Origin of the sequence: Mycobacterium sp. OTB74 (genome assembly GCF_029892685.1) — a bacterium.
Lineage (GTDB): Bacteria > Actinomycetota > Actinomycetes > Mycobacteriales > Mycobacteriaceae > Mycobacterium.
In genome coordinates this window covers 49,404-75,893 of sequence record NZ_JARXVD010000021.1, presented here as the reverse complement: position 1 = coordinate 75,893, position 26,490 = coordinate 49,404, and the positions used below count along the sequence as shown (strand labels likewise).

The 26,490-nt window shown below is 65.6% G+C and carries 26 protein-coding genes; 14 read left to right on the top strand and 12 right to left on the bottom strand.

The genetic code is table 11. The annotated features are described in order from the left end of the window. Positions 1–117 precede the first annotated feature (117 nt). Complete coding sequence (locus M2432_RS23450; protein WP_280829236.1) at positions 118–1,167, top strand: dihydrodipicolinate reductase; 1,050 nt, start codon at positions 118–120, stop codon at positions 1,165–1,167. Here the strand turns inward: M2432_RS23450 and M2432_RS23445 are convergent. Then, positions 1,164–2,207: a zinc-binding dehydrogenase gene (locus M2432_RS23445; RefSeq protein ID WP_280829235.1), complete on the bottom strand. Its 1,044-nt coding sequence runs from the start codon at positions 2,205–2,207 to the stop codon at positions 1,164–1,166. The genes M2432_RS23450 and M2432_RS23445 overlap by 4 nt on opposite strands. Before the next feature lie 42 nt (positions 2,208–2,249). Between M2432_RS23445 and M2432_RS23440 the strand changes: the two genes are divergently transcribed. Then, the gene (locus tag M2432_RS23440; RefSeq protein ID WP_280829234.1) at positions 2,250–2,723 is read left to right on the top strand and encodes an SRPBCC family protein; all 474 of its coding nucleotides are present in this window, start codon (positions 2,250–2,252) and stop codon (positions 2,721–2,723) included. Positions 2,724–2,754: 31 nt separating this feature from the next. Next, entirely contained in the window at positions 2,755–3,630 is an 876-nt protein-coding gene (locus M2432_RS23435; protein WP_280829233.1) for a patatin-like phospholipase family protein, read from the top strand. Here the strand turns inward: M2432_RS23435 and M2432_RS23430 are convergent. Beyond that, positions 3,627–4,595, bottom strand: coding sequence for a patatin-like phospholipase family protein (locus tag M2432_RS23430; RefSeq protein ID WP_280829232.1), 969 nt, complete (start codon positions 4,593–4,595; stop codon positions 3,627–3,629). The genes M2432_RS23435 and M2432_RS23430 overlap by 4 nt on opposite strands. A 64-nt stretch (positions 4,596–4,659) precedes the next feature. Then, on the bottom strand, positions 4,660–4,866 hold the full coding sequence (locus M2432_RS23425; RefSeq protein ID WP_280829231.1) for a hypothetical protein: 207 nt from the start codon (positions 4,864–4,866) through the stop codon (positions 4,660–4,662). 269 nt (positions 4,867–5,135) lie between these two features. Here M2432_RS23425 and M2432_RS23420 point away from each other — a divergent pair, with 269 nt between their 5' ends. After that, positions 5,136–6,881 (top strand): solute carrier family 23 protein, encoded by a 1,746-nt coding sequence (locus tag M2432_RS23420; protein ID WP_280829230.1) that lies wholly within the window; start codon positions 5,136–5,138, stop codon positions 6,879–6,881. Positions 6,882–6,899: 18 nt separating this feature from the next. Here the strand turns inward: M2432_RS23420 and M2432_RS23415 are convergent, their stop codons facing one another. Both M2432_RS23415 and lpqV read right to left on the bottom strand, forming a co-directional pair. After that, the gene (locus M2432_RS23415; protein ID WP_280829272.1) at positions 6,900–8,531 is read right to left on the bottom strand and encodes an LCP family protein; all 1,632 of its coding nucleotides are present in this window, start codon (positions 8,529–8,531) and stop codon (positions 6,900–6,902) included. Positions 8,532–8,866: 335 nt separating this feature from the next. Continuing rightward, on the bottom strand, positions 8,867–9,304 hold the full coding sequence (gene lpqV, locus M2432_RS23410) for a lipoprotein LpqV (RefSeq protein WP_280829229.1): 438 nt from the start codon (positions 9,302–9,304) through the stop codon (positions 8,867–8,869). Between the two features lie 191 nt (positions 9,305–9,495). Here lpqV and M2432_RS23405 point away from each other — a divergent pair, with 191 nt between their 5' ends. Together M2432_RS23405 and M2432_RS23400 are read left to right on the top strand one after the other, a co-directional pair. Continuing rightward, positions 9,496–10,074 (top strand): cysteine dioxygenase family protein, encoded by a 579-nt coding sequence (locus tag M2432_RS23405; protein WP_280829228.1) that lies wholly within the window; start codon positions 9,496–9,498, stop codon positions 10,072–10,074. Continuing rightward, complete coding sequence (locus M2432_RS23400) at positions 10,074–10,529, top strand: rhodanese-like domain-containing protein (RefSeq protein WP_280829227.1); 456 nt, start codon at positions 10,074–10,076, stop codon at positions 10,527–10,529. The genes M2432_RS23405 and M2432_RS23400 overlap by 1 nt, the downstream gene beginning before the upstream one ends. Here M2432_RS23400 and M2432_RS23395 read toward each other — a convergent pair. The 3 genes from M2432_RS23395 to M2432_RS23385 form a co-directional block, all read right to left on the bottom strand. After that, positions 10,506–12,137 (bottom strand): alpha/beta-hydrolase family protein, encoded by a 1,632-nt coding sequence (locus M2432_RS23395; protein WP_280829271.1) that lies wholly within the window; start codon positions 12,135–12,137, stop codon positions 10,506–10,508. The two genes, M2432_RS23400 and M2432_RS23395, sit on opposite strands and share 24 nt — an antisense overlap. Positions 12,138–12,251: 114 nt before the next feature. Then, positions 12,252–13,034 (bottom strand): enoyl-CoA hydratase, encoded by a 783-nt coding sequence (locus M2432_RS23390; RefSeq protein ID WP_280829226.1) that lies wholly within the window; start codon positions 13,032–13,034, stop codon positions 12,252–12,254. Between the two features lie 9 nt (positions 13,035–13,043). Then, the gene (locus M2432_RS23385; RefSeq protein ID WP_280829225.1) at positions 13,044–14,078 is read right to left on the bottom strand and encodes an enoyl-CoA hydratase/isomerase family protein; all 1,035 of its coding nucleotides are present in this window, start codon (positions 14,076–14,078) and stop codon (positions 13,044–13,046) included. Positions 14,079–14,241: 163 nt separating this feature from the next. Here M2432_RS23385 and M2432_RS23380 point away from each other — a divergent pair, with 163 nt between their 5' ends. Continuing rightward, on the top strand, positions 14,242–15,090 hold the full coding sequence (locus tag M2432_RS23380; RefSeq protein ID WP_280829224.1) for a Bax inhibitor-1/YccA family protein: 849 nt from the start codon (positions 14,242–14,244) through the stop codon (positions 15,088–15,090). Positions 15,091–15,217: 127 nt separating this feature from the next. Here M2432_RS23380 and M2432_RS23375 read toward each other — a convergent pair whose 3' ends face one another. The 4 genes from M2432_RS23375 to M2432_RS23360 form a co-directional block, all read right to left on the bottom strand. After that, a complete protein-coding gene (locus M2432_RS23375) occupies positions 15,218–15,895 on the bottom strand; it encodes a hypothetical protein (RefSeq protein ID WP_280829223.1) in 678 nt (225 codons plus the stop codon). Between the two features lie 161 nt (positions 15,896–16,056). Further along, positions 16,057–17,286: a formate-dependent phosphoribosylglycinamide formyltransferase gene (gene purT, locus M2432_RS23370; protein WP_280829222.1), complete on the bottom strand. Its 1,230-nt coding sequence runs from the start codon at positions 17,284–17,286 to the stop codon at positions 16,057–16,059. An 82-nt stretch (positions 17,287–17,368) separates the two neighbouring features. Continuing rightward, the gene (locus M2432_RS23365) at positions 17,369–18,586 is read right to left on the bottom strand and encodes an acetyl-CoA C-acetyltransferase (RefSeq protein ID WP_280829221.1); all 1,218 of its coding nucleotides are present in this window, start codon (positions 18,584–18,586) and stop codon (positions 17,369–17,371) included. Between the two features lie 52 nt (positions 18,587–18,638). After that, the gene (locus M2432_RS23360; protein WP_280829220.1) at positions 18,639–19,607 is read right to left on the bottom strand and encodes an SGNH/GDSL hydrolase family protein; all 969 of its coding nucleotides are present in this window, start codon (positions 19,605–19,607) and stop codon (positions 18,639–18,641) included. A gap of 205 nt (positions 19,608–19,812) precedes the next feature. Between M2432_RS23360 and M2432_RS23355 the strand changes: the two genes are divergently transcribed. From M2432_RS23355 to M2432_RS23325, 7 genes are all read left to right on the top strand, one after another. Beyond that, complete coding sequence (locus M2432_RS23355; protein WP_280829219.1) at positions 19,813–20,865, top strand: alpha/beta hydrolase; 1,053 nt, start codon at positions 19,813–19,815, stop codon at positions 20,863–20,865. 42 nt (positions 20,866–20,907) lie between these two features. Next, positions 20,908–22,302, top strand: a complete 1,395-nt coding sequence (locus M2432_RS23350) for a cystathionine beta-synthase (protein WP_280829218.1) — start codon at positions 20,908–20,910, stop codon at positions 22,300–22,302. Positions 22,303–22,546: 244 nt separating this feature from the next. Further along, on the top strand, positions 22,547–22,813 hold the full coding sequence (locus M2432_RS23345) for a CD225/dispanin family protein (protein ID WP_280829217.1): 267 nt from the start codon (positions 22,547–22,549) through the stop codon (positions 22,811–22,813). A gap of 41 nt (positions 22,814–22,854) precedes the next feature. Next, positions 22,855–23,256, top strand: a complete 402-nt coding sequence (locus M2432_RS23340; protein ID WP_280829270.1) for a DUF2752 domain-containing protein — start codon at positions 22,855–22,857, stop codon at positions 23,254–23,256. A gap of 62 nt (positions 23,257–23,318) precedes the next feature. After that, a complete protein-coding gene (locus M2432_RS23335) occupies positions 23,319–24,584 on the top strand; it encodes a hypothetical protein (RefSeq protein WP_280829216.1) in 1,266 nt (421 codons plus the stop codon). A 160-nt stretch (positions 24,585–24,744) separates the two neighbouring features. Beyond that, positions 24,745–25,248 carry a TM2 domain-containing protein gene (locus M2432_RS23330; protein ID WP_280829215.1) on the top strand — a complete coding sequence of 168 codons (504 nt, stop codon included), beginning with the start codon at positions 24,745–24,747 and terminating at the stop codon, positions 25,246–25,248. Between the two features lie 60 nt (positions 25,249–25,308). Next, positions 25,309–26,481: a cystathionine gamma-synthase gene (locus M2432_RS23325; protein WP_280829214.1), complete on the top strand. Its 1,173-nt coding sequence runs from the start codon at positions 25,309–25,311 to the stop codon at positions 26,479–26,481. Positions 26,482–26,490: the final 9 nt, after the last annotated feature.

Below are 26,490 nucleotides of genomic sequence, written 5' to 3'. Positions count from 1 at the left end.
GCTTCGTTGCGCTTGGCAGCACCATAACAACAGTTGTTAATTGCCGGATATGGCCTCGGCCATGTCGGCGGTGGTATACACCTGAATAGAACGTGTTCTAGTTTCGGAGGTTCGTCAGTGGCACTCAAAGTTGTGCAATGGGCAACCGGTGGAGTGGGCGTCGCCGCGATCAAAGGCGTGCTGGAACACCCCGACCTTGAACTTGCCGGCTGTTGGGTGCACTCGGAAGCCAAGAACGGCAAGGACGTCGGCGAGATCATCGGCACCGAACCGCTCGGCGTCACGGCCACCAACAGCGTCGACGACATCCTGGCGTTGGCCGCGGACGCCGTCATCTACGCGCCGCTGCTGCCCAACCCCGACGAGGTTGCCGCCCTGCTGCGGTCCGGGAAGAACGTGATCACCCCGGTCGGCTGGGTGTACCCCAGCGAGAAGCAGGGCGCCGCACTGCGCGAGGCCGCGCTGGCAGGCAACGCGACCCTGCACGGCACCGGCATCGCGCCGGGCGGGATCAGTGAGAAGTTCCCGCTCCTGTTCTCGGTGATGTCCACCGGCGTGACTTTCGTGCGGGCCGAGGAGTTCTCGGATCTGCGCACCTACGACGCCCCTGATGTGCTCCGGCACGTCATGGGCTTCGGCGAGACCCCGGACAAGGCACTGACCGGACCGATGCAAAAGCTGCTCGACGGCGGCTTCATCCAGGCGGTCCGGATGTGCGTCGACGAATTCGGCTTCAACGCCGACCCGAAAATCGTTGCTCGGCAGGAGATTGCGGTTGCCACGGCGCCCATCGACTCGCCGCTGGGGCCCATCCAGCCGGGTCAGGTGGCCGCCCGGAAGTTCCATTGGGAGGCGCTGGTCGGAGACGAGGTCGTGGTGCGAGTGACCGTCAATTGGCTGATGGGTGAGGAAAACCTGGACCCGGCATGGGATTTCGGTCCTGAAGGCCAGCGCTATGAGATGGAGGTCCGCGGCAACCCGGACTTCACCGTGTCCATCAAGGGTTTTCAGGGCGAGTTCGGTGAAGACGGCCCGGAACCAGGCGTCGTCGCCACCGCCGCGCATTGCGTCAACTCGGTGCCTGCGGTGTGCGCTGCCGAGCCGGGCATCGCGACCTACCTGGAGCTGCCGCTGTTCAGCGCCAAGGCTGCGCCGCGACTGCGCTAGGGCTGCACCAGAATTCGGATCGGATTGCCTTCGGCTCGCTCGAGCTTCTCGATGCCGGACACGATGTCCTCCAGCGGCACGATCTCGCTGATCGAGCGACTCAGATCCAGCCGGCCTCGTGACACCAGCATGGCCAGCGTCCCGATGTCGGCGTTCTGATAACCCAGATGGCCCAGTACCTGCTTGCGGGTCAGGTTGAAGAACGAGGTCGGTCCGATGGACGGCGCGTCGGCACTCATGCCCACTCCGACGAACCGGCCACCCACGGTCAGCGACCCCACCGCCTGATCGAATGTGGACCCGCGCCCGACCGCGTCGAATGCCACATCGAGCATCAACCCACCGGTGGCCTCGGCGATGTGCGCCGCCAGGTCGGGATCACTCGCGTCGAATGCGTAGTCGGCCCCGACGGCCAGCGCCCGTTCCAGCACCGCAACGTTGACGTCGATTGCGATGATCGGTGCCGCCCCGACCAGCCGGGCCAGCTGCACAATGTGCGTGCCCAGTCCGCCGACACCCCACACCCCGACCGACTCGCCGATACCGACCTGCCCGGTGCGCACCACCGCGCCGAACGGGGTGGACACCGCGTCGGCCAGGATCGCGGCCTGCTCGAGCGGCACGTTGTCCGGGATGCGGGTCAGTCCAAAGGCCTGGGCGACGGTGTATTCGGCCCAGCCGCCGTCGTACGCGAATGCCATGAGCCGGATGCGCAGGCAGTTCGACACGTCGCCGCGCCGACAGTTTGCGCACTCCAGGCACGGCCTGCCGGCCGCGACCACCACCCGGTCACCCTCGGCCCACCCCGTCACGCCCGGGCCGAGCTTGGCGATGGTGCCGGAAGTCTCGTGTCCCTGGGTGACCACCGGTAGTTGGTTGGGGAAAGTGCCGTTGATCAGGCTCAGATCCGAATGGCAGATGCCGCAGAACGCCACCTTGACCAGAACTTCACCCGGACCGGGCACGGGAATCGGAACATCTTCCACCACAACCTTTTTGGTGTCGGCGTAGAACCGCTCAGCTCGCATGGTGTCGGTCATTTGGACTCCCTGTCGTCATCGTCGACGGTTATCATCGCCATCATGGCCCAGGCATTGGCTGTTGAGCAATCACGGAGCGTTCCCGTCGGGGTCGAGCACGCATTCGGCGGGACTGTCCCGATTCCGCTCAATGAGTTGTTCTGCCGCTGGTACGGACCGATTCCGCCGATCAAGGCCGTCCGTGACCAGACCGGCAGCTGGGACACCGTGGGGCAGACGCGGAACATTCTGCTCCGCGGTGGTGGCGGCATGGCCGAAACTCTGACGTCGTTCAACAAGCCGTACTCGTTCGGCTACACCCTCTCGGACTTCGCCGGTCCGATGGCCGCCCTGGTCCATAAGGTCGACGGCGAGTGGATTTTCACCTCCGAAAGCACCGGTACCAAAATCACCTGGCGCTGGACCCTGCACCCGCGCAGCGCGTTGACCGCCCCGCTGCTACCGGCGTTCGGCAAGGTGTGGCAGGGCTATGCCAGCCGGTCATTGGAGCATCTGGGCGACCTACTGGTGGAATGACGGCGTCGCTGCCCGAGTCGGCTCGCGTTAGATGGATACCGTGACCAAACGTGCACTGGTGCTGGCCGGCGGCGGAATCGCTGGAATCGCCTGGGAGACCGGAATTCTGCAGGGCATCGCCGATGAGAGCCCCGGGGTGGCCGCGGCATTGCGCAACTCGTCGGTGACCCTGGGTACCTCGGCGGGTTCGACCGTGGGAGCCCAGCTCGGCAGCGCGCTGAGCATCGACGAGTTGTTCGCCCGGCAGATCGCCGAACAGTCGCCGGAGATCAGCCCGGGGGTTGAGATCGACGCCATCGGCAATCTGTTCCTCGACGTCATGCTGACCCCGAACACGACCAGGGCGCAGAAGCTGCAGAGCCTCGGGGCCATCGCGGCGGCTACCGAGACGGTCAGCCCAGAGGTGCGGCACGCCGTCATCGAGCAGCGCCTGCCGTCCCACGACTGGCCGGATCGCGAGCTGCGGATCACCGCGGTCGACATCGACACGGGCGAGTTGGTGGTCTTCGACCGCGACTCCGGAGTGTCCCTGGTGGACGCGGTGGCGGCCAGCTGTGCGGTACCGGGCGCCTGGCCGACGGTGACGATCGACGGCCGGCGCTACATGGACGGTGGCATGGGCAGCAGCGTCAACCTGGTCGCGGTCGCCGACTGCGCTGCAGCGGTGGTCTTGGTGCCGGCCGCCGCCGATGTGTCGTCGCCGTTCGGGGCCGGCACCGCCGCCGAGGTCGCCGGCTTTTCGGGTACGACGTACGCGGTCTACGCCGACGACGCGGCCCTCGCGGCTTTCGGCAAGGACCCACTGGACCCGGCCTGCCGGATTCCGTCGGCACATGCCGGCCGCGCGCAGGGTCGCCGGGTGGCGGCCGATCTCGCCACGTTCGTGTCCCAGGCGGTGACGTCCTAGGCTTTCAGGCCCAGGGAATCCAGTGCAGCGCAAGCTAATTCGTTACCGACCTCGATGACTTCGGCGGCCCGGTAGAACTCCAGGCTGCGGCACACCGTGCGCGGCACGTCGATCAGCAGATCAGGCGGGTAGGCGGCCAGGGTGTGCCGCATCAGTGCCGCCTGGGAGATTTCGATGGTCCGATTCATCACCTCGAACCCGCCGAGCCGTGGAACCGGGGAGTCCTCGCCGGCCTCAAGGGTGGGATCCAGGGTCGGGTCGATGGCGTCCACGGCATTGCTGAACCGGCCCAGCACCATTCGGGCCGTAGGCGTATCAAGCAGTGAACTTGCGGCGGCCCGGTCGATCAACGACGTCGTACTGCGGCGCATGCGGTTGAGCAGTTCGGCGGTGGGGCGCGGCGAATCAGGTGTCGGCGTCGGGTCGCTCGCGTTGAGGTTGACGCCGATCGTCAGGTCGGCGTTGACCGCCGCCACTGGGGCCATCGGCAGCGGGTCCAGGATGCCGCCGTCGGCCAGCAGTCGGCCGTCGAGCAGATATGGGGCGATGACCCCGGGAATGGCGATGGATGCCCGGATGGCCGAGTCGACGGGTCCGCGTTGCAGCCACACCGATTTCCCGGCGATCAGGTCGGTGGTGACGGCGGTGTAGGGGATGGGCAGGCTCTCGATGGTTCGCGGGCCGATGATCTCCCGGACCGCGTCCAGAATCTTCTCTGCGCGTAGCACTCCGGCTGCGGTCAGTGACGGATCGAGCAGGCGCAACACGGTGCGTTGCGTCAGCGCGCTGGCCCAGGTGGTGAATTCATCGAGCTTGCCGGCGGCCTCCAGTGCACCGACCAGGGCGCCCATTGACGAACCAGAGATTCCGACAATCTCGAAGCCGCGTTCGTGCAATGCATCGATGACGCCGATGTGGGCGTAACCGCGGGCGCCGCCGCTGCCCAAGACCAGTGCAACCCGCATGTGGCTATTCTCGCGCGCCGGTCAGGGCAGCGCAGAGGGGACTGGACTGAACGGATCTAGTGCGTCAACAGCCCACGCGGGAGAAGAACGCGGCCGAGATCAGCCCGATGATCAACGCGACCTGCGGCTGACCGCTGCTGAGGGCGAACATGATGCCGCTGATGGCCGCGACGGCGATGAGCAAGAGGACGATGCCCATCAGCAGTACCCGACGCCCGTTGACCGCGCCACTGTATGACCGTGCCAGCGGTCGGTGCTGCGGAGCGACCATGGTGCCCACCCTTCATTTTTGGGACTCGATTAGTGAGTCACCGCACATTGTGCACCATTGTGTGAGTTAACACACAGTTACTGACCGGTAGTCGGAAATGTCGGCCGAATAGTTAGCTCTTCTTGTCATCTCCGGGGAGTTTTTGCAGGTCGTTGGGCAAATTCGTTAGGTGTGCTTGATGTTCTGTGGGCGGTGCCGAGAGCGCCGCTGAGCGACCACAAAGGCCGGATATCCCCGTCGTGGCGCAAAAGGGTGGCAGGGTTGGCCACGTGACGCGGGGAGCATCAGCGACCGGACAACATCAACCCCTTCTCGGCGCGTCCGGCATCGCCCGGCGACTGGGCCGACCGACACTTCGAGACGTCATCGCCGGGTTGGTCACCGGCCTGTTCTCGATCCCCGAGGGCATGGCTTACGCCAGCATCGGTGGCTTCAATCCGGTCGCCGGCCTGTACTCAGGAATGCTGTCCACCGTCGTCGGCTCGCTGTTCGCCCGGACGGTCCTGATGGTGACGACGCTGACCAGCGCGCTGGCTCTGTCATCGCGCAGCGTCTTGAAGGCAGCGGGCCTGGACCCGCTCGACCCCCGCAACATCGCCGCACTCGCGGTCGTGGTCGGACTGGTCATGCTGGCGTTCGGCCTGCTGAACTTCGGATCGGTCATGGATTTCGTGTCCAACGCGGTGATGACCGGATTCACCACCGGTATTGCAGTTCAGATCATCGCTGGCGTCATCCATGACGCGACCGGCTACCAACCCAGCCATCACAACACCGTCCGCAAGCTCATCGAAGCCTTCTCGCACATCGGGTCATGGCAGCCCACGGCCTGTGCGGTGGCCGGGGCGACCGTCGCCGTCTGGGCGGTGTTCCGGCTGATCAAACCCCTCGAAGCGTTCGCAACCCTGATCGCGCTGGTCGTGGTGACCATCGCCGTCGCCGCGCTGCGCCTGAAGGTCGAAACCGTCGGAGACATCGCCAAGATTCCGAACACCTTGCCGCCCTTCGTCTTTCCCAGCACGTCCGGGATGGTGCAGCTCCTGACCGGCGGGGTGGCGGTGGCCCTGGTGGGTCTGGCGCAGGCGGCTGGCATCGCAGCCGCCGTACCCAATCCCGACGGCAGCAAGTCCAGTACATCCGGCGATTTCGTCGCGCAGGGAGCGGCCAACGTGGTGGGCGGCTTTTTCGGTGCCATGCCGACCGGAGGCTCGCTGTCGCGTACCGGGGTGGCCGTTTCGGCAGGCGCACAGACTCGTTGGACCGGGGTGTTCGCCGGGCTGTGGCTCCTGGTCCTGGTCCTGGTAGCCGGGTCGGCCGCCGAGATCATCCCGATGCCCGTGATCGGCGGCCTGATCCTGGTGATCGGCGCGGAGCTGGTCACCGGCCGGTGGGACGACATCATGCTGGTGTTCCGCACCGCGCCGCTATCAGCGGTCGCCATGCTGCTGACCTTCGCCGCCACCACCGAGTTGCCGCTGCACCAGGCGATCCTGATCGGCGCCGTCACCTCCCTAGTTCTCTACTGCGTCAAGGCATCTCGCTCGGCCCAACTGATCTGCCTTGAGCATGGCGAGGGTGGGTGGTCGGTGGTGCGGGTGCCGGACCAGCTGCCCGACAACCGGGTGACGGTGCTGGGCTACGCCGGGGTGGGGCTGTTCGCCGAGGTGCCGCGCATCGACCAGGAGTGGCCGCGGGTGGCTGGTAGTGAGCACGCGGTGGTGGTGCTGAGCTTGCGTGCGCTACCGGATGTGCCGTCGTCGAAAGTGATTCTGGTGCTGAACAGGTGGGCCGACCAAGTGCGGGAGGCCGGAGGCCGGATGTTGATCGCCGGGGTCAGTCCGGCGACCCAGAAAGAGTTGGCACGCGGCGGCATCGTCGACAAACTGGGGGCCGACGGCGTGCTGCCGGCCACCGACGTTGTCTTCGGCGCAGTGGACGAGGCAGTTCGGCGCGGTCAGCAGTGGATTTCAGAGCAGCAGGACCCCTCAGGGCAAGATGCGTCCGTGGATTTGTGAAATGTGCTTGTGTACAAGCTAATTCACGCAGGGCACTGATCCTTTGGCGCCCAGCGGCGGTCCGGAAACCGGCGTCGGCTGGGTGGTGTCGTAGTTGGCTGAGTCAGCGGCCGCCATGGAGACGCTGTCCAGAGTGTCAGGCACCTGATAGCCCGTCCCCAATGTGATCCGGATATGACCAGTGGGGATCGACGGGTCGAGGCGCGCCGAATCGATGCCGAGCAGATCGGCCAGGTGTTTGGCGTCGTCGTCCAGTCCAGGGCTGAACTCGACGCCGGTGGCGCTGAGTTCGCCGTCCTGCGAGGAGCGGACCTGCCCGGTGGAGTAGCCGCGGTTGCTCAGGATGTCCGACATTTGCCGCCCCAGGCCCGTGACGTCCGAGGCGTTGACCACCTCCAGCACCGCACTGGAGGTCTCGGTCGTGTCAGCGGACTGCGACGACTTCGACTTCTTCGAACCGGTCTTGCCGCTGGAGGTGCCGGTTGTGCCAGTGGTGTCAGTCGTATCCGAGGCCTTGTCCAGCGTCGAGGCATTCGTGGAGATGGACGATTCATCGGAACTGCCGGACGAGCCCGAGTACGAGCTGGAACCGGCCGGGGGCTTGAGACCGAACGACTTGGCGACCTCGATCTTGATCGCCATCGGGTCGATGATGTTCACGTCCTGGCCGTCGATGTTGTCGTAACGCAGCACCGGCAGAGTTCGGTACTGGACGTTCGAACCGCCGGCGATCTGGCCCATGCGCTGGAACTGCTCCTCGCCCCAGCCCGCAGACAGCACGATGTCCTTCTGAGCGACTCCGATGAGTTGGCGCAGCTTGCCGATGTCGGTGAACGAACCTGTCTGCTGCAGCTGGTGCATCACCGAGATCAGGAAGGCCTGTTGGCGGTGGGTACGGTCCAGGTCGCCATTCTCCAGACCGTGGCGTTGACGCACGAACGCCACCGCCTGCGACGCATCCAGGGTCTGGGTACCGGCTGGGAAATCGGCGCCGGAGTAGTCGTCGTCGTGAACCGCGTGGTTCAGACAGATCTCGACGCCGCCCAGGCTGGAGGCGATGTCGTAGAAGCCGGCCAGGTTGACTTCGGCGAAGTAGTCGATGGGTGCGCCGGTGAGGTTGCGCACCGCGGCCAGGGTGGCGGCCCGCCCGGCCTCGCGTCCCTTGCTTTCCAGCTCGCCCTGGTCGCTGACGCCTTTGTCCATCAAGTGCTGTTCGGTGTTGGCCTTGGTCAGACCGTAGGCCTCTTTGATCTTGATGTGGTCGTAGCCCGGGATGCCGGTCACCCGGACGTAGTCGTCGCGGGGGATGGAGAATGCGACAACCTTGTTGTCGCTGGTGATGTGGGCCAGGATCAGCGTGTTGGTGTTGTAGCCGCCGTTGTCTGAGTCTCCGGCATGCAGCTTGTCCAGTAGATCCTGCGGCAGGTCGTTACCCTGCTGGTCCTTACGCGAGTCGAGGCCGATGAGCAGGACGTTCATCGAGCCGCCGGTCGATCTTGGGGCGTCCGTCCCGAGCGCTTCGCTGACGGTGATTCCGTGCAGCGCCCCGCGGACCGTCCACCAACCCAGGCCGGTGGCTACCAGGGCTACCGCGGCTACCATTGCGACCATCACGCGGCCCACGGTGTCCCAGCCCACCCGGGCGCTCATCAGGGCGCGCCACCGGCTGGGACCGGGGCTGGGGTTCTGGTTCGGACCCTGGCTGGGGCTGTGGCCGGGGCTCTGGATTAGGCCCTGGCTGGGAGCCAAATCTTCGAATTGGCGCGCCGGAAGCCGGTGGCGGGCTGTCTGCCCCGTCAACTCGGCTTGCGTCATGTCAGTCGGCCTCGCGGATACGTGTGGTCCGCCGGGCGGTGGTGCCGGCGATGAGCAGAAGTCTTAGGTGGCCGCCGGTGGTAACGGTGGTCCGTCACGTCGGTCTGGCGGCAGCGTTAACTGTAGGGCAATAGCGATGAACTCAGCGACTTCTCCGCGATTATCGCTGGTCAGCCGCATTCACCCTTGGCTGCGGTGGTGGCGGCCATAATGACGCCGGCCTGTTGGCCTGGGGTTAAATCGGCCCATGGTGTGTTGAAGTTGCCAGGATCGCGGATGCCCGGCTGCTGCATCAGTTTCAGGTAGGGCTCGACCAGGGCCGCGCGCTCAGTGTGTTGGGCGGCCATCCACACCGTGGCGGCGTGGCAGGCCTGACCGAACTGGGACTCGGTGGCGTCGGACGGCACATCCACCACCGTCGTCACGCCGCCTGGTGACGTCGCAATCGCGCTCGGCGGCACCGGATGCTCCTGCGGCAGCGGCGGAAGCTCGGACATCGCCGTGGGGGCCGGAGCGTTCGCGGTACCGGGCTTCCCCGACTCGCATCCGGTGACCACCACACCCACCACGGCCGCCAGCAGCACCGCGCGGATCACGTAACTGCGCATGACTGCCAATCTAGCCGCGGCCGCCTCGGGCCAAGAATCAGCGTGAACGCAATGCTTCCGGCCCGGCGGTGGTTCGTCCACCATGGGGACCATGGCAGTCCAGAACCCGCCGATGGCGATGCAGAACGGGCAGTGTTGCCGGGCTTGAGCCCGGTCGTTTCAGCCTGCCCATCCGCATTGGAGTTCTGTCCATGTCCACCCTGTACGTCTCACCCACCGTTCCCCGGCCGTCCATCGGCCTCTCATCGCGCACGCGTCCCGCTGTCCTGGCACCCACCCGCTTGCGCTTACCCGACCTGCTGCACGCCACGGACCACTGCGCGGCGGAGGTCCTGACCGGCCGGTACGACCGGTTGTTGCCCGCAGACGGCGTCCCGCTGGACGAGCGCTGGTACACCCGGCTGTACGGCGACGATGAACTGGACATCTGGCTGATCAGCTGGGTACCTGGCCACAGCACCGAACTGCACGACCACGGCGGCTCGCTGGGCGCGCTGACCGTGGTGTCGGGCGCGTTGTCAGAAACCAGGTGGGACGGTCGCGGGCTGCGCCGGCGCACGCTGGAGAGTGGCGACCAAGCCGGGTTCCCGCTTGGCTGGGTTCACGACGTCGTGCTGGAACCCGGTCGGCAGGTAAGCACCGCGAGCCCGACGCTGAGCGTGCACGCCTACTCACCGCCGTTGACCGCGATGTCCTATTACGACGTGACCGAACGCGACACCCTGCGCCGGGTACGCACCGAACTGACCGACACACCTGAGGGGGACTGATGTTCAAGGCGAGCGAAGCGACGGGAAGTCGGACCAGCCGCGTCGACGGGCTGCTCAAGGCGGCCCGCTCACAGCTGGTACGACTGACCGCCGCCGAGGTGCCGCTGGCACTAGTTCGCGGGGCGATCCTGGTAGACATCCGGCCGGCCGCTCAACGGGCGGTCGAAGGCGAGGTGCCACCGGAACTGGGCGCCCTGGTGATCGAGCGCAACGTCCTCGAATGGCGGTGCGACCCGACCAGCGACGCCCGGCTGCCACAGGCCACCGATGACGCCGTGGAATGGGTCATTCTGTGCTCGCAGGGCTACACCTCGAGTCTGGCTGCCGCGGCCCTGAAGAACCTCGGGCTGCATCGCGCCACCGACGTGATCGGTGGCTACCAGGCGCTGGCCGCTAATGGCGTGCTGGGCGGCTCGGCCCAGGCGCTGCTGTTACGTGCCGGCGCTGGGATGTAGCAGCGGGCGCAGCCGCTGGGTCTTCTCGTCCGTCCAACCCGGCGGTTGCAGGACGGCCGCCCAGCCGTTGGCGACATCGGCGACGTAGACGTGTCCGTGCCCGTCAGGCACGTCGACCGCCACCGCCATGTCGGCCGACACCTGAAGGAACGTCACCACGGGCCACCAGTTCATGCGTCGGGAGACATCCGGTCCGGGCGGCTCGCGCAGCCAATCCGGCTTGGAGAACAGCAAGTCCGGGTTCCACCAGGCGATCGGGTCGGACGCGTGCTGGAGGTACACCACCCGCGGATGGCCCCAGGTGCCGCCCCGGTTCAGATCCTCGGGGCGCGCGGCGAAGCGGACATTCTCACCGTTGTCAAAGATCGGCAGCTTCTGCGGCGAGCCGCGGTCGCGGTCGGCGGTCAGCTGCGTCCAGATCGTGTTGTTGAACGTCGGCCCTGAGAACAGCGCACCGTCGGTGCGGGCGATCAGGTTGTTCAGCGCGAGGAACGGCGCTTCACCACCGAACGACCCGAGGCTCTCGCCGAATACGACGAGTTTGGGCCGCTTGCCCTCGGGCAGTTGACGCACCATGGCGTCAATCTCTTCGAACAGGTCCTGCCCGGCCTCGCGGGCATTCTCCTTGTCCACCAGGAAGGAAATCCAGCTGGGTAGGAAGGAGTACTGCATTGACGCGATTGCCGTGTTGCCGTTGTACATGTACTCCAGCGCGGCCGACTCGGCCTCGTTGATCCAGCCGGTGCCGGTGCCGGTTGCGACCCCGATGACGGCGCGGTTCAGTCCGCCCGCGCGTTTGAGTTCCTCGGCGGCCAGCTTTGCCGCCGCCTTGATGCCGCTCGCGGAATGCAGCCCCGCGTAGACGCGGATGGGCTCGGTTGCCGCAGCCAACGGGGTGCCGTTGAACCGGGACAGTTCCTCGACCGACGGCCCGTCGCCGACGAAGATGCGGCCCTGTCGGCCCAGCGACGCCCAATTGACCAACGACCCCGGACCGCCCGACCGGAACGGTGTCTTCGGCGCCTGATTGTTGGGATTGTCCTCGTCATTCAAGGACGCGAAGGTGCGGTTGATGGTGGACATGCCCACCCGTGCCACCACACCGTTGAGTAGCGCCACGAACAGTGCGAACACCAGCAGGACGGCCACCACGCCCGATACTCGCGGTGGTGCGATGCGTTCCAGTTGCAGCATCAGGAACCGCACCAATTTGCCGATCAGCTGGCCGATCTCGACGAAGACGAACAAGAACACCACTGACAGCGCCGCGGTCAGCGGATGGTCCCAAAAGCTCATCCGCGGCACGTGCATCATGTCGCGCACTTCGTCCTGCCAGATGTGGAACCAGATGACCGCCAGGACCTGACCGATGATGCCGACCACAATGAGCGTCACCCAGGCCCACTTCGGGGCCCGCGGACTGGAATCTTTGGAGCGCATGTAGCGGACCAGCCACACACTCAGCACGCCGATGCCATAACCGCAGGCTCCGGCCGCCCCGCTGACCAGGCCCTGGAACAACGGTCCGCGGGGCAGCAGCGATGGCGTCATCGAAAACCAGATGAAGATCAGGCCAACGGCGGTGCCGAAGAAGGTGTAGTGGCGCACCCACCAGTCCGGCCTGGCCGGGGCCGCCGTATCAGGGACGGCGGCCTCGGTGGTGTCAGCCGATTCTTGAGCAGTGTCTTCACTGGTTTCGGTGGTTTCGCCCACCGCTCGACTTTAGCGATGCGTGAAGTTCGGTGCCCGCTTCTCGGTGAATGCCGCCATGCCCTCGGTCTGATCTTCGGTGGCGAAGGCCGAGTGGAACAGCCGGCGCTCATAGAGCAGGCCCTCGGCCAGCGTGCTCTCGAATGCCCGGTTGACCGCTTCCTTGGCCATCCGCGACGCCGAAAGTGACATGCCGGCAATGGTTTTTGCGGTCACCTGAGCTTCGGTCAACAGCTGGTCGGCCGGCACCACGCGGGACACCAGGCCGCAGCGCTCGGCCTCCTCCGCGTCCATGTTGCGGCCGGTGAGGATCAGGTCCATGGCCTTGGCCTTGCCGACCGCGCGGGTCAGCCGCTGGCTGCCGCCCATGCCGGGCAGCACGCCCAGCTTGATCTCGGGCTGGCCGAACTTGGCGGTGTCTGCGGCGATCAGGATGTCGCACATCATGGCCAGCTCGCAGCCGCCACCCAGGGCGTACCCGGCGACCGCGGCGATGGTGGGCGTGCGGGTGGCGGCGAACTTGCCCCAAAGCGCAAAGAAGTCCTGCGAATACACCTCGGCGAAAGTCAGATTCGCCATTTCCTTGATGTCGGCGCCCGCTGCGAAGGCCTTTTCGCTACCGGTGATGATGATGGCGCCGATAGCTGGGTCGGCGTCGAGTTCGGCTGCGGCCGTGGTGACTTCGGTCATCACCTGACTGTTGAGCGCGTTGAGCGCCTTGGGCCGGTTCAGCGTGATCGTGGCGACGCGGTCGTCGCGGGTCACCAGGATGGTCTCAAAGTCTTCTGCGGTCATGTGGCCCTCCTAGAAAGTGATGTCGGGATCGGCGGAGACGAAGTATGCGTCGACTGCTTCTGCAGTGCAGTCCACGAGTTTGGCCGGCGACCACTGCGGGTTGCGGTCCTTGTCGACCAGTTGGGCTCGGATGCCCTCGACCAGGTCATGCGACTTCAACGAGGCCACCGACACCCGGAACTCTTGGCGCAGTGCATCTTCCAGTGTGGCGAGTTTGGCGGCACGGCGGACGGCCTCCAGTGTGACGCTCAGGGCGATGGGCGACCGGGTGGCGATCAGGTCGGCCGCCTCCTGCGCCGGTTCGGCGTCGTGGCTGCGCAGGTTATCCAGGATCTCGATGACGGTGTCCGCGGCGTAGCACTGGTCGATCCAATGCTGTTGCGACACAAGGTTACTGGCTGGAGGCTCGGTGGCGTAGGCGGCCACGGCAGCGTCGACCCCGGCGCTGATCACCTTGTCGCGGAAGGCCGGCAAGTCAGCTTGCGGGACGAAGTGGTCGGCGAAACCCAGCGCGATGGCGTCCGCGCCGGAGAACGGGGCCCCGGTCAGCGCGGCATGCAGGCCGAGTTGGCCGGGGGCGCGCGACAGCAGGTAGGTGCCGCCGACGTCCGGGATGAAGCCGATGCCGACCTCGGGCATGCCCAGCTTGGTCTTCTCGGTGACGATACGGACGTTGGCGTGTGCGCCGACGCCGACGCCGCCGCCCATCACGATGCCGTCCATCAGCGCGACATAAGGTTTCGGAAAGCGCCCGATGTGCGCGTTGAGCAGGTACTCGTCATGCCAGAAGTTGCGGGCGTCGTCGTCGCCGGCCTTGGCGCTGTGGTAAATCGCGACCACGTCGCCACCGGCGCACAGGCCGCGCTCGCCGGCACCGGTGAGCAGCACCGTGTGGACGGTGTCGTCGTGTTCCCAGGTATTGAGGGCGTCCGCCAGACCGGTGACCATGACGTGGTTCAGGGAGTTGATGGCCTTGGGGCGGTTCAGCGTCACGACGCCGACACCGTTCTCCACACTTACTAGGATGTCCTCGTTTTCTGCCACGGTAATGCAATCTAGAACGTCACTCCCGCACGGCACCCGGCAGGTAACCTTTCACAGCGAATTTCCAGTTTTCTCCTCCGGTTGGGAACCACCACCCGACGCCGTACGTTGAGAGGGTGTTCGTCAGCAGGCGAACCCCATAGCTTTATGAGAGGACCCCACGGTGCGCGAAAGCAGCAACCCGGTATTTCGTTCTCTGTCCAAGACGGAGGGCGGATACGCGCAATTCGGCAGTGGTGCCGCCGCGTACGGCGCCCAGCAGACCATGGCCCAGCCGTACACCCCGTACACACCGCAGCAGAGCGCGGCATCGCGCCCGCTCACCGTCGACGACGTTGTCACCAAGACGGGTATCACGCTGGCGGTGCTGGCGGCATCGGCCGCGGTTTCGTATTTCCTGATCGCCGGCAATCTGGCCCTGGCCACGCCTCTCATGGCGGTCGGCGCCATCGGCGGCCTTGTGCTGGTGCTGGTCGCCACTTGGGGCCGTAAGCAGGACAACCCGGCGATCGTGCTCAGCTACGCCGTTATGCAAGGTATGGCGCTCGGCGCCATTTCCTTCGTCACGGCCAACTTCATGGTGGCGGGCATCAGTGCTGGTGCACTGCTCAGCCAGGCCATCCTCGGCACCTTTGGCGTGTTCTTCGGCATGCTGGTGGTTTACAAGACCGGCGCCATCCGGGTCACCCCGAAGTTCACGCGGATGTTGGTGGGCGCCATGTTCGGCGCGCTGTTCCTGATGCTCGGCAACCTTGTGCTCAGCATGTTCCACGTCAATGGCGGCGAGGGCCTGTACCTGCGCAGCGGCGGGACCATCGCCATCATCTTCTCCATCGCAATGATCGTGATCGCGGCGCTGAGCTTCCTGACCGACTTCGACTCGGCTGACCAGCTGATCCGCGCCGGTGCGCCGGCGAAGGCCGCCTGGGGCGTCGCGCTGGGGCTGACCGTCACTCTGGTCTGGCTCTACATCGAAGTCCTGCGGTTGCTCAGTTACTTCAACAACGACTAGTCACCACAAAAGAGGGGCGTCCGCTCTGGCGGGCGCCCCTCTTTTGCGGCTTTTGCGTGAAGGTGCGGTGTGGGCGTTGCCTTCTCGCGCTTTTACGCCGCCGTTGCAGGATGAACCGGACGGTGGTTCAGTAGCCGGTGCCGCCGCCGGGTGGCTGGCCCCAGCCTCGCGGATGGGCGCCGAGCGTACCTATTGGACTGCCGTACCCGGTTTGAATTGGTGGCGGCGGAGGCGGGGTGTAGGGCGCCACCCGCTTGCCGAGGGCCAATTGTTGAATCATTTCGGCGGCTACCAGCATGTGCTGGTGTTCAGCGGAGTCCACTGCGACCGTCATGTGATGTCCGCCGGTGTTGACGACGGTCAACCCCAGTTGCCGGGCCAGCCACAGTTGCAGCGCCGCGAGTCCAAAAAACACCACCATTGCGAGCATCGCGAGGAAGCCCATACCTCCGCCGTACCCGTCCAGCATGGCCCCGCCGACCATAAACGAGTAGAGCCCAAGGCCGCCGAAGACCAGTGCCAGCCAAATGTGGTGGCGGGACATGAGCCGCCCCACGGTGACCTGAGCGAACTTGTCATGCATGGTGCTCGACACCGTGTGCCCGACCCTGACGAACACCAGAACGTGCTGCGGGTGAATGATTGCGACTCGTTTGTCGGTAATCAGCAGGCCGTTCTTCCGGGAGCGGATGATTGGCGAGGGAGTGAAGTCGGCGGAGAAGAGGATCGTCTCCTCAGGGAGCAGAGGAATATTGCTGACTTCTGACAACTCGGGTTCCGATCTGTAGTGACGATTCGAACCCATGGATTTTCATTCCATGGGAGACCGAGGCTAGTGATCGGGGGCTATCGTCCGGTATCCGTCGAACGGCCGATAGGTGCTGGTCCAGCGCGTTGCTCCTGCGTTCTCGGCGTCGACTTCTCGTGCGTTTACGCCGTGGCAGAGTCAACGGGAATGTCGATGCGTCAGACGGCGCGCGGCTTGACCCGGCTCGCTGCCTTGGCTGCATTGGTGCGGGCCACATTGACGTCCTTGTCGCGGGCCAGGGCGACACCCATCCGGCGGGTGCGGAAGCTCTCCGGCTTGCCGAACAGACGTAGGTCGGTATGCGGTACCTGCAACGCCGCCTCGACGCCGTCGAACACGATGCCCTCGGCCTCGACACCGCCGTAGATCACCGCGCTGGCGCCCGGCGTCCGCAGCGAAGTGTCCACCGGTAGGCCCAGGATCGCGCGGGCATGCAGCTCAAACTCGTTCTGCCACTGGGTGATCATGGTGGTCATGCCGGTGTCGTGTGGGCGCGGACTGACCTCGCTGAACCAGACCTGGTCGCCCTTGACGAACAGCTCGACACCGAAAACGCCTCGTCCGCCAAGGTTTTCGGTGACCTTGCGCGCGATGCGCTGGGCGTTCTCGAGGGCAGCTGCCGACATCGGGTGCGGCTGCCAACTCTCGACGTAGTCGCCAGCGACCTGCCGGTGCCCGATCGGCTCGCAGAACTGCGTTGCCGTCTGGCCCTCGGAATCGATGGCGCGCACCGTCAAAAGCGTTATCTCGTAATCGAAGTCGATGAAACCTTCAACAATGATGCGGGTATTGGTGACGCGCGCCCCGCCCATGGCATAGTCCCAGGCATTCGCGATGTCGTCGGGTCCGTTGAGTTTGCTCTGGCCTTTGCCCGAACTGCTCATCACCGGCTTGACCACGCAAGGGTAACCGATGCCACCGTCCGGCGAGCCGGACAATTCGGCGCTGCCGATCGCGTCCTTTAACTCCTCCAGCGAGTCGCAGAACCGGTAGGGGCTGGTCGGCACGCCGAGTTCCTCGGCGGCCAGCCGCCGGATGCCCTCGCGGTCCATCGTCAGGCGAGCGGCCCGGGCGGTCGGGATCACCCGCACCACACCGGCCGCCTCCAGATCGACCAGCGCTTCGGTGGCGATGGCCTCGATCTCCGGGACGACCAGGTCGGGCTGCTCGGCCTCGATGAGTGCCGTGAGCTGTTCTGGATCGGTCATCGAGATGGTGCGCGCATGGTGGGCGACCTGCTGACCCGGCGCGTTGTCATAGCGGTCGACGGCGATGGTCTCGACGCCCAGACGCTGCAACGCGATCAGCACCTCGCGGCCGAGTTCGCCTGATCCGAGCAGCATGACTTTGGTCGCGTTCGGCGACAGTGGGGTTCCGATGGTGGTCATCGGGTCGAGAGTCTATTGCAGCGCAAATGAAAACCCCCACGCCCGATTGACTCGGAGCGTGGGGGTCAACGCAAAAGCAAGACTACGAAAGCCGCTCGATGACCATGGCCATTCCCTGGCCACCACCGACACACATGGTCTCGATGCCGAACTGCTTGTCGTTGGTCTGCAGGTTGTTGAGCAGCGTCGCGGTGATGCGGGCGCCGGTCATACCGAACGGGTGGCCCAGCGCAATCGCGCCACCGGACACGTTCAGCTTGTCCTCGTCCATACCCAGGGCGCGGGCCGAGCCCAGCACCTGCACGGCGAAGGCTTCGTTGATCTCGTAGAGATCGATGTCGCCGATCGCCATGTTGGCGTTGCCCAGCGCCTTCTTGACCGCCTCGATCGGGCCCAGGCCCATGATCTCCGGTGACAGACCGGAAACACCGGTGGAGACGATGCGCGCCAGCGGGGTCAAACCCAAGGCCTTTGCCTTCTCATCACTCATGATCACCACGGCGGCAGCGCCGTCGTTCAGCGGGCAGGCGTTACCGGCGGTGATGGTGCCGTTCGGGCGGAACACCGGGTTGAGCTGGCTGATCTTCTCGTAGGTGGTGCCGGCGCGTGGGCCGTCATCCTTGGAGACGACGGTGCCGTCGGGCAGCGTGACCGGGACGATCTCGCGTTCGAAGAAGCCGGAGTTGATGGCGGCCTCGGCACGGTTCTGCGAACGCACTCCCCAGTGGTCCTGGTCCTCGCGGCTGATGCCGGTGTGCAGCGCGACGTTCTCGGCGGTCTGGCCCATGGCGATGTAGACGTCGGGGATAAGGCCGGCATCGCGCGGGTCGGTCCACGAGGTGGCGCCTTCGGCTTCCTTGGCGGTCCGGGCCTGGGCGTCTTCGAACAGCGAGTTCTTGCTGTTGGGGGCGCCGTCGGCAGCACCGACGCCGAAGCGCGACACGGTCTCGACACCGGCGGAGATGAATGCCGAGCCCTCGCCGGCCTTGATTGCGTGGAATGCCATCCGGGTGGTCTGCAACGACGAGGAGCAGTACCGGTTGACGGTGGTGCCGGGCATGAAGTCGTAGCCCAGTTCGACCGCGACGGCACGAGCGATGTTGTAGCCGGCCTCACCGGCGGGCTGTGCGCAGCCCATCATCAGATCGTCGATCTCGCGCGGGTCCAGCGACGGCACCTTCGCCAGCGCTGCGCGCACCATCTGCGCGGCGAGGTCGTCGGGTCGCATGGTGGCCAGCGAGCCTTTGACGGCGCGGCCGATGGGGGAGCGCGCGGTGGCGACGATGACGGCTTCGGGCATGACTGGCTCCTAATCGAGTCCGAATAAATCCAGGGAATTGCTTCCCCCGAATTTATCCGGTCGCGGGTGCGACGATAGGCGCGGGTACGCCTGTCGTGCGCCGCCACAGCCGTGGTATCCCGCTGAGCCGAGCGAGCAGCGTGGCCGCATCCGCGGTCCGGGAGACCAGTGCGGAAGCCGGGGGTGCATCAGAAGCCCACTCGCCCAACGCTTCACACAACGCCGGGAGCAACTGCTGGGCGGCCAGCGAGTAACCCGCGGCCGACGGGTGGAACATGTCCGGCGAGAACAGCACCTCGGGTGCCTTGAGGAAATCGGGGGCGAGCAAGTCCGAGAACGGGACAGGGACCCCGCCGGCCGAGCGGACCAGTCCGGCCTGTGCGCGAGCCAGCCGCAGCCCTCGGTTGCGGGCCACCCACCGCAGCGGCTGGGGGATGGCGGTGAGGGAGCCGAAATCCGGGCACGTGCCGACGACGACGACCGCGCCACTGTCACTGAGCCGCTGGACCGCTGCGCCCAGACGCCGGGCCGACGGGCCGATGCCGTTGGCGGCGGTGATGTCGTTGGCGCCGATCATGATCACCGCGGCATCGGGCGGTGGACCAGCGATGAACATGGCGTCGATCTGGCCGGACAACCCTTTAGAGGTAGCCCCGACTATTGCTTTTGTGGACACGCGGATCCGCTTGCCGGACTGTTGGGCCAGTCCACGGGCGAGCAGCACCCCCGGCACCTCCTCAGCGGTGGCGCAGCCGTATCCGGTGGCGGTGGAGTCGCCGAAGACCATCAGGTGCAGGTCGAACGGCACCCCGCGCTGCCACTTCTCGACGGGTCCGCCGCTGGGGTCGTACACGCCGTCGGCTCGGAGTGGGGCGTCCCACGACTTGGGAATCACTCGGCGGGCTTTGGCGGCCTGGCCGGTCAGTAGGTTGCGCGCGCCGATGTAGGCAGAGCCGGTCGACGCGATCGTGGCTGCGGTCGCCAGGGCGATTGTTGTCCTGCGAGGTGCACGTATGCCCACGTCAATCAGTCTAAGGCTGTTCAGCGGGTTCGCAGGTTCAGCGGCCCGGTCGGCGCGATCACATTGACATATCAAGTGCGGCATCAATTCGACCACAAAGATTGTTGATCTATGTAGTGGTGGCAAGCTAAGTTACGCGAGTTGTCTGAAATTGACGCAGGACGCTTAATACACCGAGCACTACAAAGGCGTAGGAGTGGTGACGATGACCGCACCGAGTAGGTTGAGCAGTACCCATAGTGTTGCTATAAGTGCTGCTAGAGGGCGTAAGCCACGCCGTTATCCGGTTAGTGACGGCGCGCCGCTCGAGATCATCGAGGACGGTCCTGGCCTCGCCGGACGGCTGATGTCGTTAGCAGCTACATTGGCTATCAAGTCAACTCTGTCCGTTGGTAGCTACGTCCCCAAGGCGCCCTGGCCCTTCGGTTTGCTGGACTTCGCGGCCCGGATCATGCGGCCCACGCCCGGCACCATCCGCGCGACAATCGGGCTGCCGAACTGTACGGCACAGCTTGTCCGCGCGCCTGGTGTGCTGCCGGCAGACGGCAAGCGCAGCGTCATTCTGTACATGCACGGCGGCGCGTTCCTGACGTGTGGCGTGCACACCCACGGCCGGCTGGTCGGGGCGTTGTCCAAGTACGCCGACGCCCCGGTGTTGGCGGTCGACTACCGGATGATCCCCAAGCACTCCATCGGCGAGGCCATCGAGGACTGCCAGGACGCCTACCGATGGCTGCGGCTGAAGGGCTACGAGCCGGATCAGATCGTGCTGGCCGGAGACTCGGCCGGTGGCTATCTGTCGCTGGCGCTGGCCGAGAGGCTGAGCGAAGAGGGTGAGCTGCCCGCGGCGGTGGTGACCATGTCGCCACTGTTCGAGATCGACAACGACGGCCGGGCTCAGCACCCCAACATGCGCTCTGATGCGATGTTCCCGCCGCGGGCCTTCGACGCGCTGATTCAGCTCATCGAGGAGGCCGCGTCACGCCACCTCGTCGACGGCCGTCCGGAAGAGGTGTACGAGCCGCTCGACCACATCGAACCTGGACTGCCACGCACCCTGATCCATGTGTCGGGTTCGGAGGTCCTGCTCAACGACGCCCGGAAGGCCTCGCACATGCTGGCCGCCTGCGGGGTGCCCGTCGAGATTCATGTGTGGCCGGGCCAGATGCACGTGTTCCAACTCGGAGCGCCGCTGGTCAAGGAAGCAGACCGCTCGCTCAAGCAAATTGGCGACTACATCCGCGAGGCAACCTGGTAATCCGGGCTGCGCGCGGGCGGTGCGGCCTGACAACATGTACTCATGCGCATCGCCCGCCACGTCAGTGAGCTCATCGGCAACACGCCGCTTGTGCAGCTGAACTCTGTTGTCCCAGAAGGCTCCGGACTGGTTGCCGCCAAGATCGAGTACCTCAATCCCGGCGGCAGCGCCAAGGATCGCATCGCGGTCAAGATGATCGACGCTGCTGAAGCAAGCGGTGAACTCAAGCCGGGCGGCACTATCGTCGAGCCCACCTCTGGCAACACCGGCGTCGGCTTGGCCATCGTGGCGCAACAGCGTGGATACAAATGCATCTTCGTCTGCCCGGACAAGGTCAGCGAGGACAAGCAGAACGTGTTGCGTGCCTACGGCGCCGAGGTCGTGGTGTGCCCGACCGCGGTGGCTCCGGATCACCCGGACAGTTATTACAGCGTGTCCAACCGCCTGGTGACCGAGATCGACGGCGCCTGGAAGCCGGATCAGTACTCCAACCCGAACGGTCCGGCGAGTCACTATGAGACCACCGGCCCGGAGATCTGGGCCGACACCGACGGCAAGGTCACGCATTTCGTCGCGGGCGTCGGTACCGGCGGAACCATCACCGGCACCGGCCGCTATCTGAAAGAGGTGTCCGGCGGCCGGGTCAAGGTGATCGGCGTCGATCCAGAGGGTTCGGTGTACTCGGGCGGTACCGGCCGGCCGTACCTGGTCGAAGGTGTCGGTGAGGACTTCTGGCCGTCGGCCTATGACCCGTCGGTCCCGGACGAGATCATCGCGGTGTCCGACGCCGATTCCTTCGAAATGACTCGACGGCTCGCGCGTGAAGAGGCGTTGCTGGTCGGTGGCTCGTGCGGGATGGCCGCGGTAGCGGCAATCGCCGTCGCCGAGCGGGAAGGCCCGGATGCGGTCGTGGTGGTCTTGCTGCCGGACGGCGGAAGAGGTTATCTGTCAAAGGTTTTCAACGATGCATGGATGTCGTCGTACGGTTTCCTGCGCAGCCGGTTGGACGGTTCGGTCCAGGAGTCGACGGTGGGCGAAGTGTTCCGGGCCAAGTCCGGCGTGCTGCCTGACCTGGTGCACACGCACCCGTCGGAGACCGTCCGCGATGCCATCGGAATCCTGCGCGAATACGGCGTTTCGCAGATGCCGGTGGTCGGTGCCGAGCCGCCGGTGATGGCGGGCGAGGTGGCCGGCAGCGTGTCCGAACGTGATTTGCTCTCAGCGGTTTTCGAAGGCCGGGCCAAATTGGCCGACGCGGTGTCGCAGCACATGGGGCCGCCGTTGCCACTGATCGGTTCCGGCGAGCTGTTGTCCGCCGCTGCCAAGTCGCTGCGTGAGGTCGATGCGGTGATGGTCGTCGAGGACGGCAAGCCGGTCGGGGTGCTGACCCGACACGATCTGCTCGGGTTCCTGTCCCGGGGTGGCTCGCGCAAGTAACTACCGCTGATAGCCGTTGCTGTTGCGTAACACCGCCGGTCGGTCTACCTCCGGTAGTGTTACGGCCCTCAGGTCAGCACTCGAGCATTGAAGGGCGTCGATGGCCCAATACCCGCCAACTGGTAGTTACCCGCCGCCTGGTGGCTACCCCCCACCTGGTGGCTACCCGTCCCCGGGTGGATTCCCGCCAGGCGGAGGATTTCCGCCTCCCGGTGGTGGGTACCCCGGTCCGGGCGGATACGGCATGGGTGGTCCGCCGGACAACTATTTGGTGTGGGGCATTCTGTGTACCCTGTTGTGCTGCTTGCCATTTGGCATCGTTTCCATTCTCCAGGCGCTCAAGGTCGAAAACCTGTGGCGGGCAGGTCAGTTCCCCGCTGCGCAGGCGGCTGCTGAGCAGGCCAAGAAATGGGCGATCTGGGGTGCGATTTCCGGCCCCATCATCAGCATCATCATGTTCGTCGTGCTCTATGCATTGGGGATCATGACCGTCACGACATCGACCTACTGAGTTTCGGTTCCAAGGTGCAACCTTTCCAGCGCACCGGCGCGATGAACCCGCTCATCGCGCCGCTGGGGGTGGCTCTGGCAGCAGGCGGCGCGTGTTGTGTTGTGTGGGTGTGCAATCCGATGGTGCCCGGCGGTCCATTACCCGTGTGTCCCACCAGGGCGCTGCTGGGAATCGACTGCCCCGGATGCGGCAGCATGCGCATGCTGTACTCCCTGATGCATGGCGATGTTATTGCCGCGCTGCACTTCAATGCGGTAGCAGTGCTGGCGTTGCCGTTGCTGCTGTGGGCTTATGTGAGTTGGGTCCGCGGACGGGTCACCGGCAAAACAGTGACCAGTTGGCAACACAAACGTTGGGCGCCGATCATCGTGCTAGCGGTAGTGTGCATTTGGTTTGTTATCCGCAACGTGCCGATAACTCCTTTTACCGTTTTGCATGTGTAGTTCGATTCAGATCGCGACCCTGATCAGGAATGGCAGGGTCGAACATCTCGGAGGGACGAAATATGACGGATCAAACGCCGGAGAACCTTCCTCCGGTCCCACCGAGTGAGGGACTTCCCCCGGTGCCACCGAGTGAGAATCTTCCGCCGGCCCCACCGGCTGAGGGGTTTCCACCGGCCCCACCGAATTTCCCCCCTCCGAGTGAGGGGTTCCCGCCGCCGCCTCCGGGTGGTGCCTATCCGCCACCACCTGGCGGCTACCCACCACCGCAGCCTCCGGCTGGTTCATACCCACAGCCCCCTGGCGGTTATCCGCCGCCGCCTCCGGGTGGTGGCTATCCGCCTCCGCCGCCCGGTGGCTACCCACCGCCTCCGCCAGCTGGCGGCTATCCGCCTCCGCCGCCCGGTGGCTACCCACCCCCGCCCCCTCCCGGTGCCTATCCACCGCCCCCGCCCGGGGGGTACCCGCCTCCGCCGCCCGGTGGTTATCCGCCGCCCCCTCCGGGCGGTGCGTACCCGCCACCTCCCGGTGGTTACCAGCCGCAGTACCCGGGCCAGCCGTACGGTGCCCCCGGTTTCGCTGCTCCGCTCGGTGTCGGCGACGCACTGCAGTGGGCCTGGAACAAGTTCATCAAGCACCCAGCTCAGTTGATCGTCCCGATCATTGTCTTCGGCCTGATCGGGGCTGTGCTGTTCTGGCTCACCGAGTTTGGAGCCGGCAGCCTGTCACCGGACAGCGTCACCAGCTTCAACTCGAGCGACTCGGGCATCAGCTATACGACTGATGTCACCACGCTCAGTGGGGCGGGCCTCGCAGTGCTGTTGGTCGGCTCCATTGTCTTGCTGGTCGTGGGCGCTGTGTTCTCGTCCGCTTATTACGGCGGCCTGCTGGACATTGCCGATGGACGGCAGGTAGAGATCGGATCGTTCTTCAAGCCGCGCAATATCGGGCAGGTCGTCATCATCTCGCTGATCGTCGGCCTGGTGAGCGGACTCATCAGCGGGCTGCTCGGCGCCGTGCTGCCGACCCTCGGTTCGATTCTCGGCGGTCTGATCGCGCTGGTCATCACGGTGTTCACGGTGTTTGCGGTCATCGCGTGCATCGATCGCAACTTGGCGCCCATCGATGCGATCAAGGCCAGTATCAACCTGGTGACAGCCAACTTCGGTCAGGTGCTGTTGGTCTTGGTGGTTGCTTACCTGCTGTTGCTGGTCGGCGCGCTGCTATGCCTGGTGGGCCTGTTGGTGGCCGCTCCGGTTGCGGCGCTGATGATCACGTACGCGTACCGCCGCCTAAGCGGTGGCCCGCTCGCGCCATTGACGCCGTAGCGCGAATCGGTCAGCGGAAGGCGCTGAACCTAGTCAATGGTCCGAGCACCCACTGGTTCACCAGTGGGTGCTCGGGCAGGCATTGCTCCCCGGCGTCTGGCAGGATTCAGCACGCACTGCAGCCATGGGGCATGCCGGACATCCAGCGGATCGGTGAACTATGACGGATTATCAGGACAACCAGGGCGGCTCGGGACCTGAGCAGCCACAGGGCAACTATGGCCCGGGGTTCGGTGTAGGTGGGTACGGCCAGCAGCCGCCGGCCGGTTCGGAGTACGGCCAGCAGCCGCCGTCATACCCGGCGCCTCCCGGCCAACCGACGTATCCGCAGGCGGGCCAGCCGGGGTACCCGCCGCCCCCGTACCCGTACGGCGGTCAAATGCCCTACGGCTACCCGGTCGATCCGTCCGCGCCGTTCGGGCGGGATCCCCTCACCGGGGTTCCGCTCTCGGACAAATCGAAGATAACCGCGGGTCTGCTGCAGATCTTTTTGGGCAGCTTCGGCGTCGGTCGCTTCTACCTCGGTTACACGAACATTGGTGTCCTCCAATTGGTCGTGTCGCTGGTTACCTGTGGCATCGGGGCGATTTGGCCCTTGATCGACGGAATCATGATGCTCATGGGCAGCGTGCCCGACGCGCAAGGACGCCCGTTGCGGGACTAGCGGTGCGTATTGGCTTGTCGCCGGTGCCGCGACCGATACGGCACCACTAGGCTGGCCCACGTGAGCGAGCAGCGCAGCAAGGCCGACCACTACCGGGCGTACGGCCCGGCCACCCGAGCAATCCACGCCGGTTTCCGGCCGGATCCGGCGACCGGCGCGGTCAACGCGCCGATCTACGCCAGCTCGACCTTCGCCCAGGACGGCGTCGGTGGTCTGCGTGGCGGGTTCGAATACTCCCGCACGGGCAACCCGACTCGCGCGGCGTTGGAGACCCTGCTGGCGGCGGTCGAGCGTGGCAACTACGGACGGGCCTTCAGCTCTGGCATGGCCGCCACCGACTGTGCGCTACGCGCGGTGCTGCGCCCTGGCGACCACATCGTCATTCCCGACGACGCCTATGGCGGCACCTTCCGGCTCATCGACAAGGTGTTCAGCCAGTGGGGCATCGGCTACACCCCGGCGCAGCTGTCCAATCTGGATGAGGTGCGGGCGGCCATCACCAGCAAGACCCGCTTGATCTGGGTGGAGACCCCGACCAATCCGTTGCTGTCCATCGCCGACATCCCGGGCATCGTCCAGATCGCCTCGACGTCCGGAGTAAAGGTGTTGGTGGACAACACCTTTGCCACACCGGCGCTGCAGCAGCCGCTGTCCCTGGGGGCCGATATCGTGCTGCACTCGACCACCAAGTACATCGGTGGGCACTCTGATGTCGTCGGTGGCGCCCTGGTCACCAACGACGAGGAACTCGATACCGCTTTCGCTTTCCTGCAGAACGGCGCAGGCGCGGTACCGGGCCCGTTCGACGCGTACCTGACCTACCGCGGGCTCAAGACCCTGCCGCTTCGCATGCAGCGGCACTGTGAAAATGCCATGCGCGTCGCGGAATTCCTCGACGACCACCCCAAGGTGTCCACGGTGCTGTACCCGGGCCTGTCCAGCCACCCGGGCCACCAGGTGGCGGCCAAGCAGATGGGCGGATTCGGCGGCATGGTGTCAGTGCGGTTGCGCGGCGGACGTCAGGCAGCGCGCGAATTATGCTCGCGGACCGATATTTTCATTCTCGCTGAGTCTTTGGGCGGGGTGGAGTCCTTGATCGAGCATCCCGCCGACATGACCCACGCCTCCACCGCAGGCTCGCAGCTGGAGGTGCCTGAGGACTTGGTCCGGCTGTCCGTGGGTATCGAGGACGTGTCCGACCTGCTCGGCGATCTGGAACAAGCGCTGAGCTGACTCCCACCG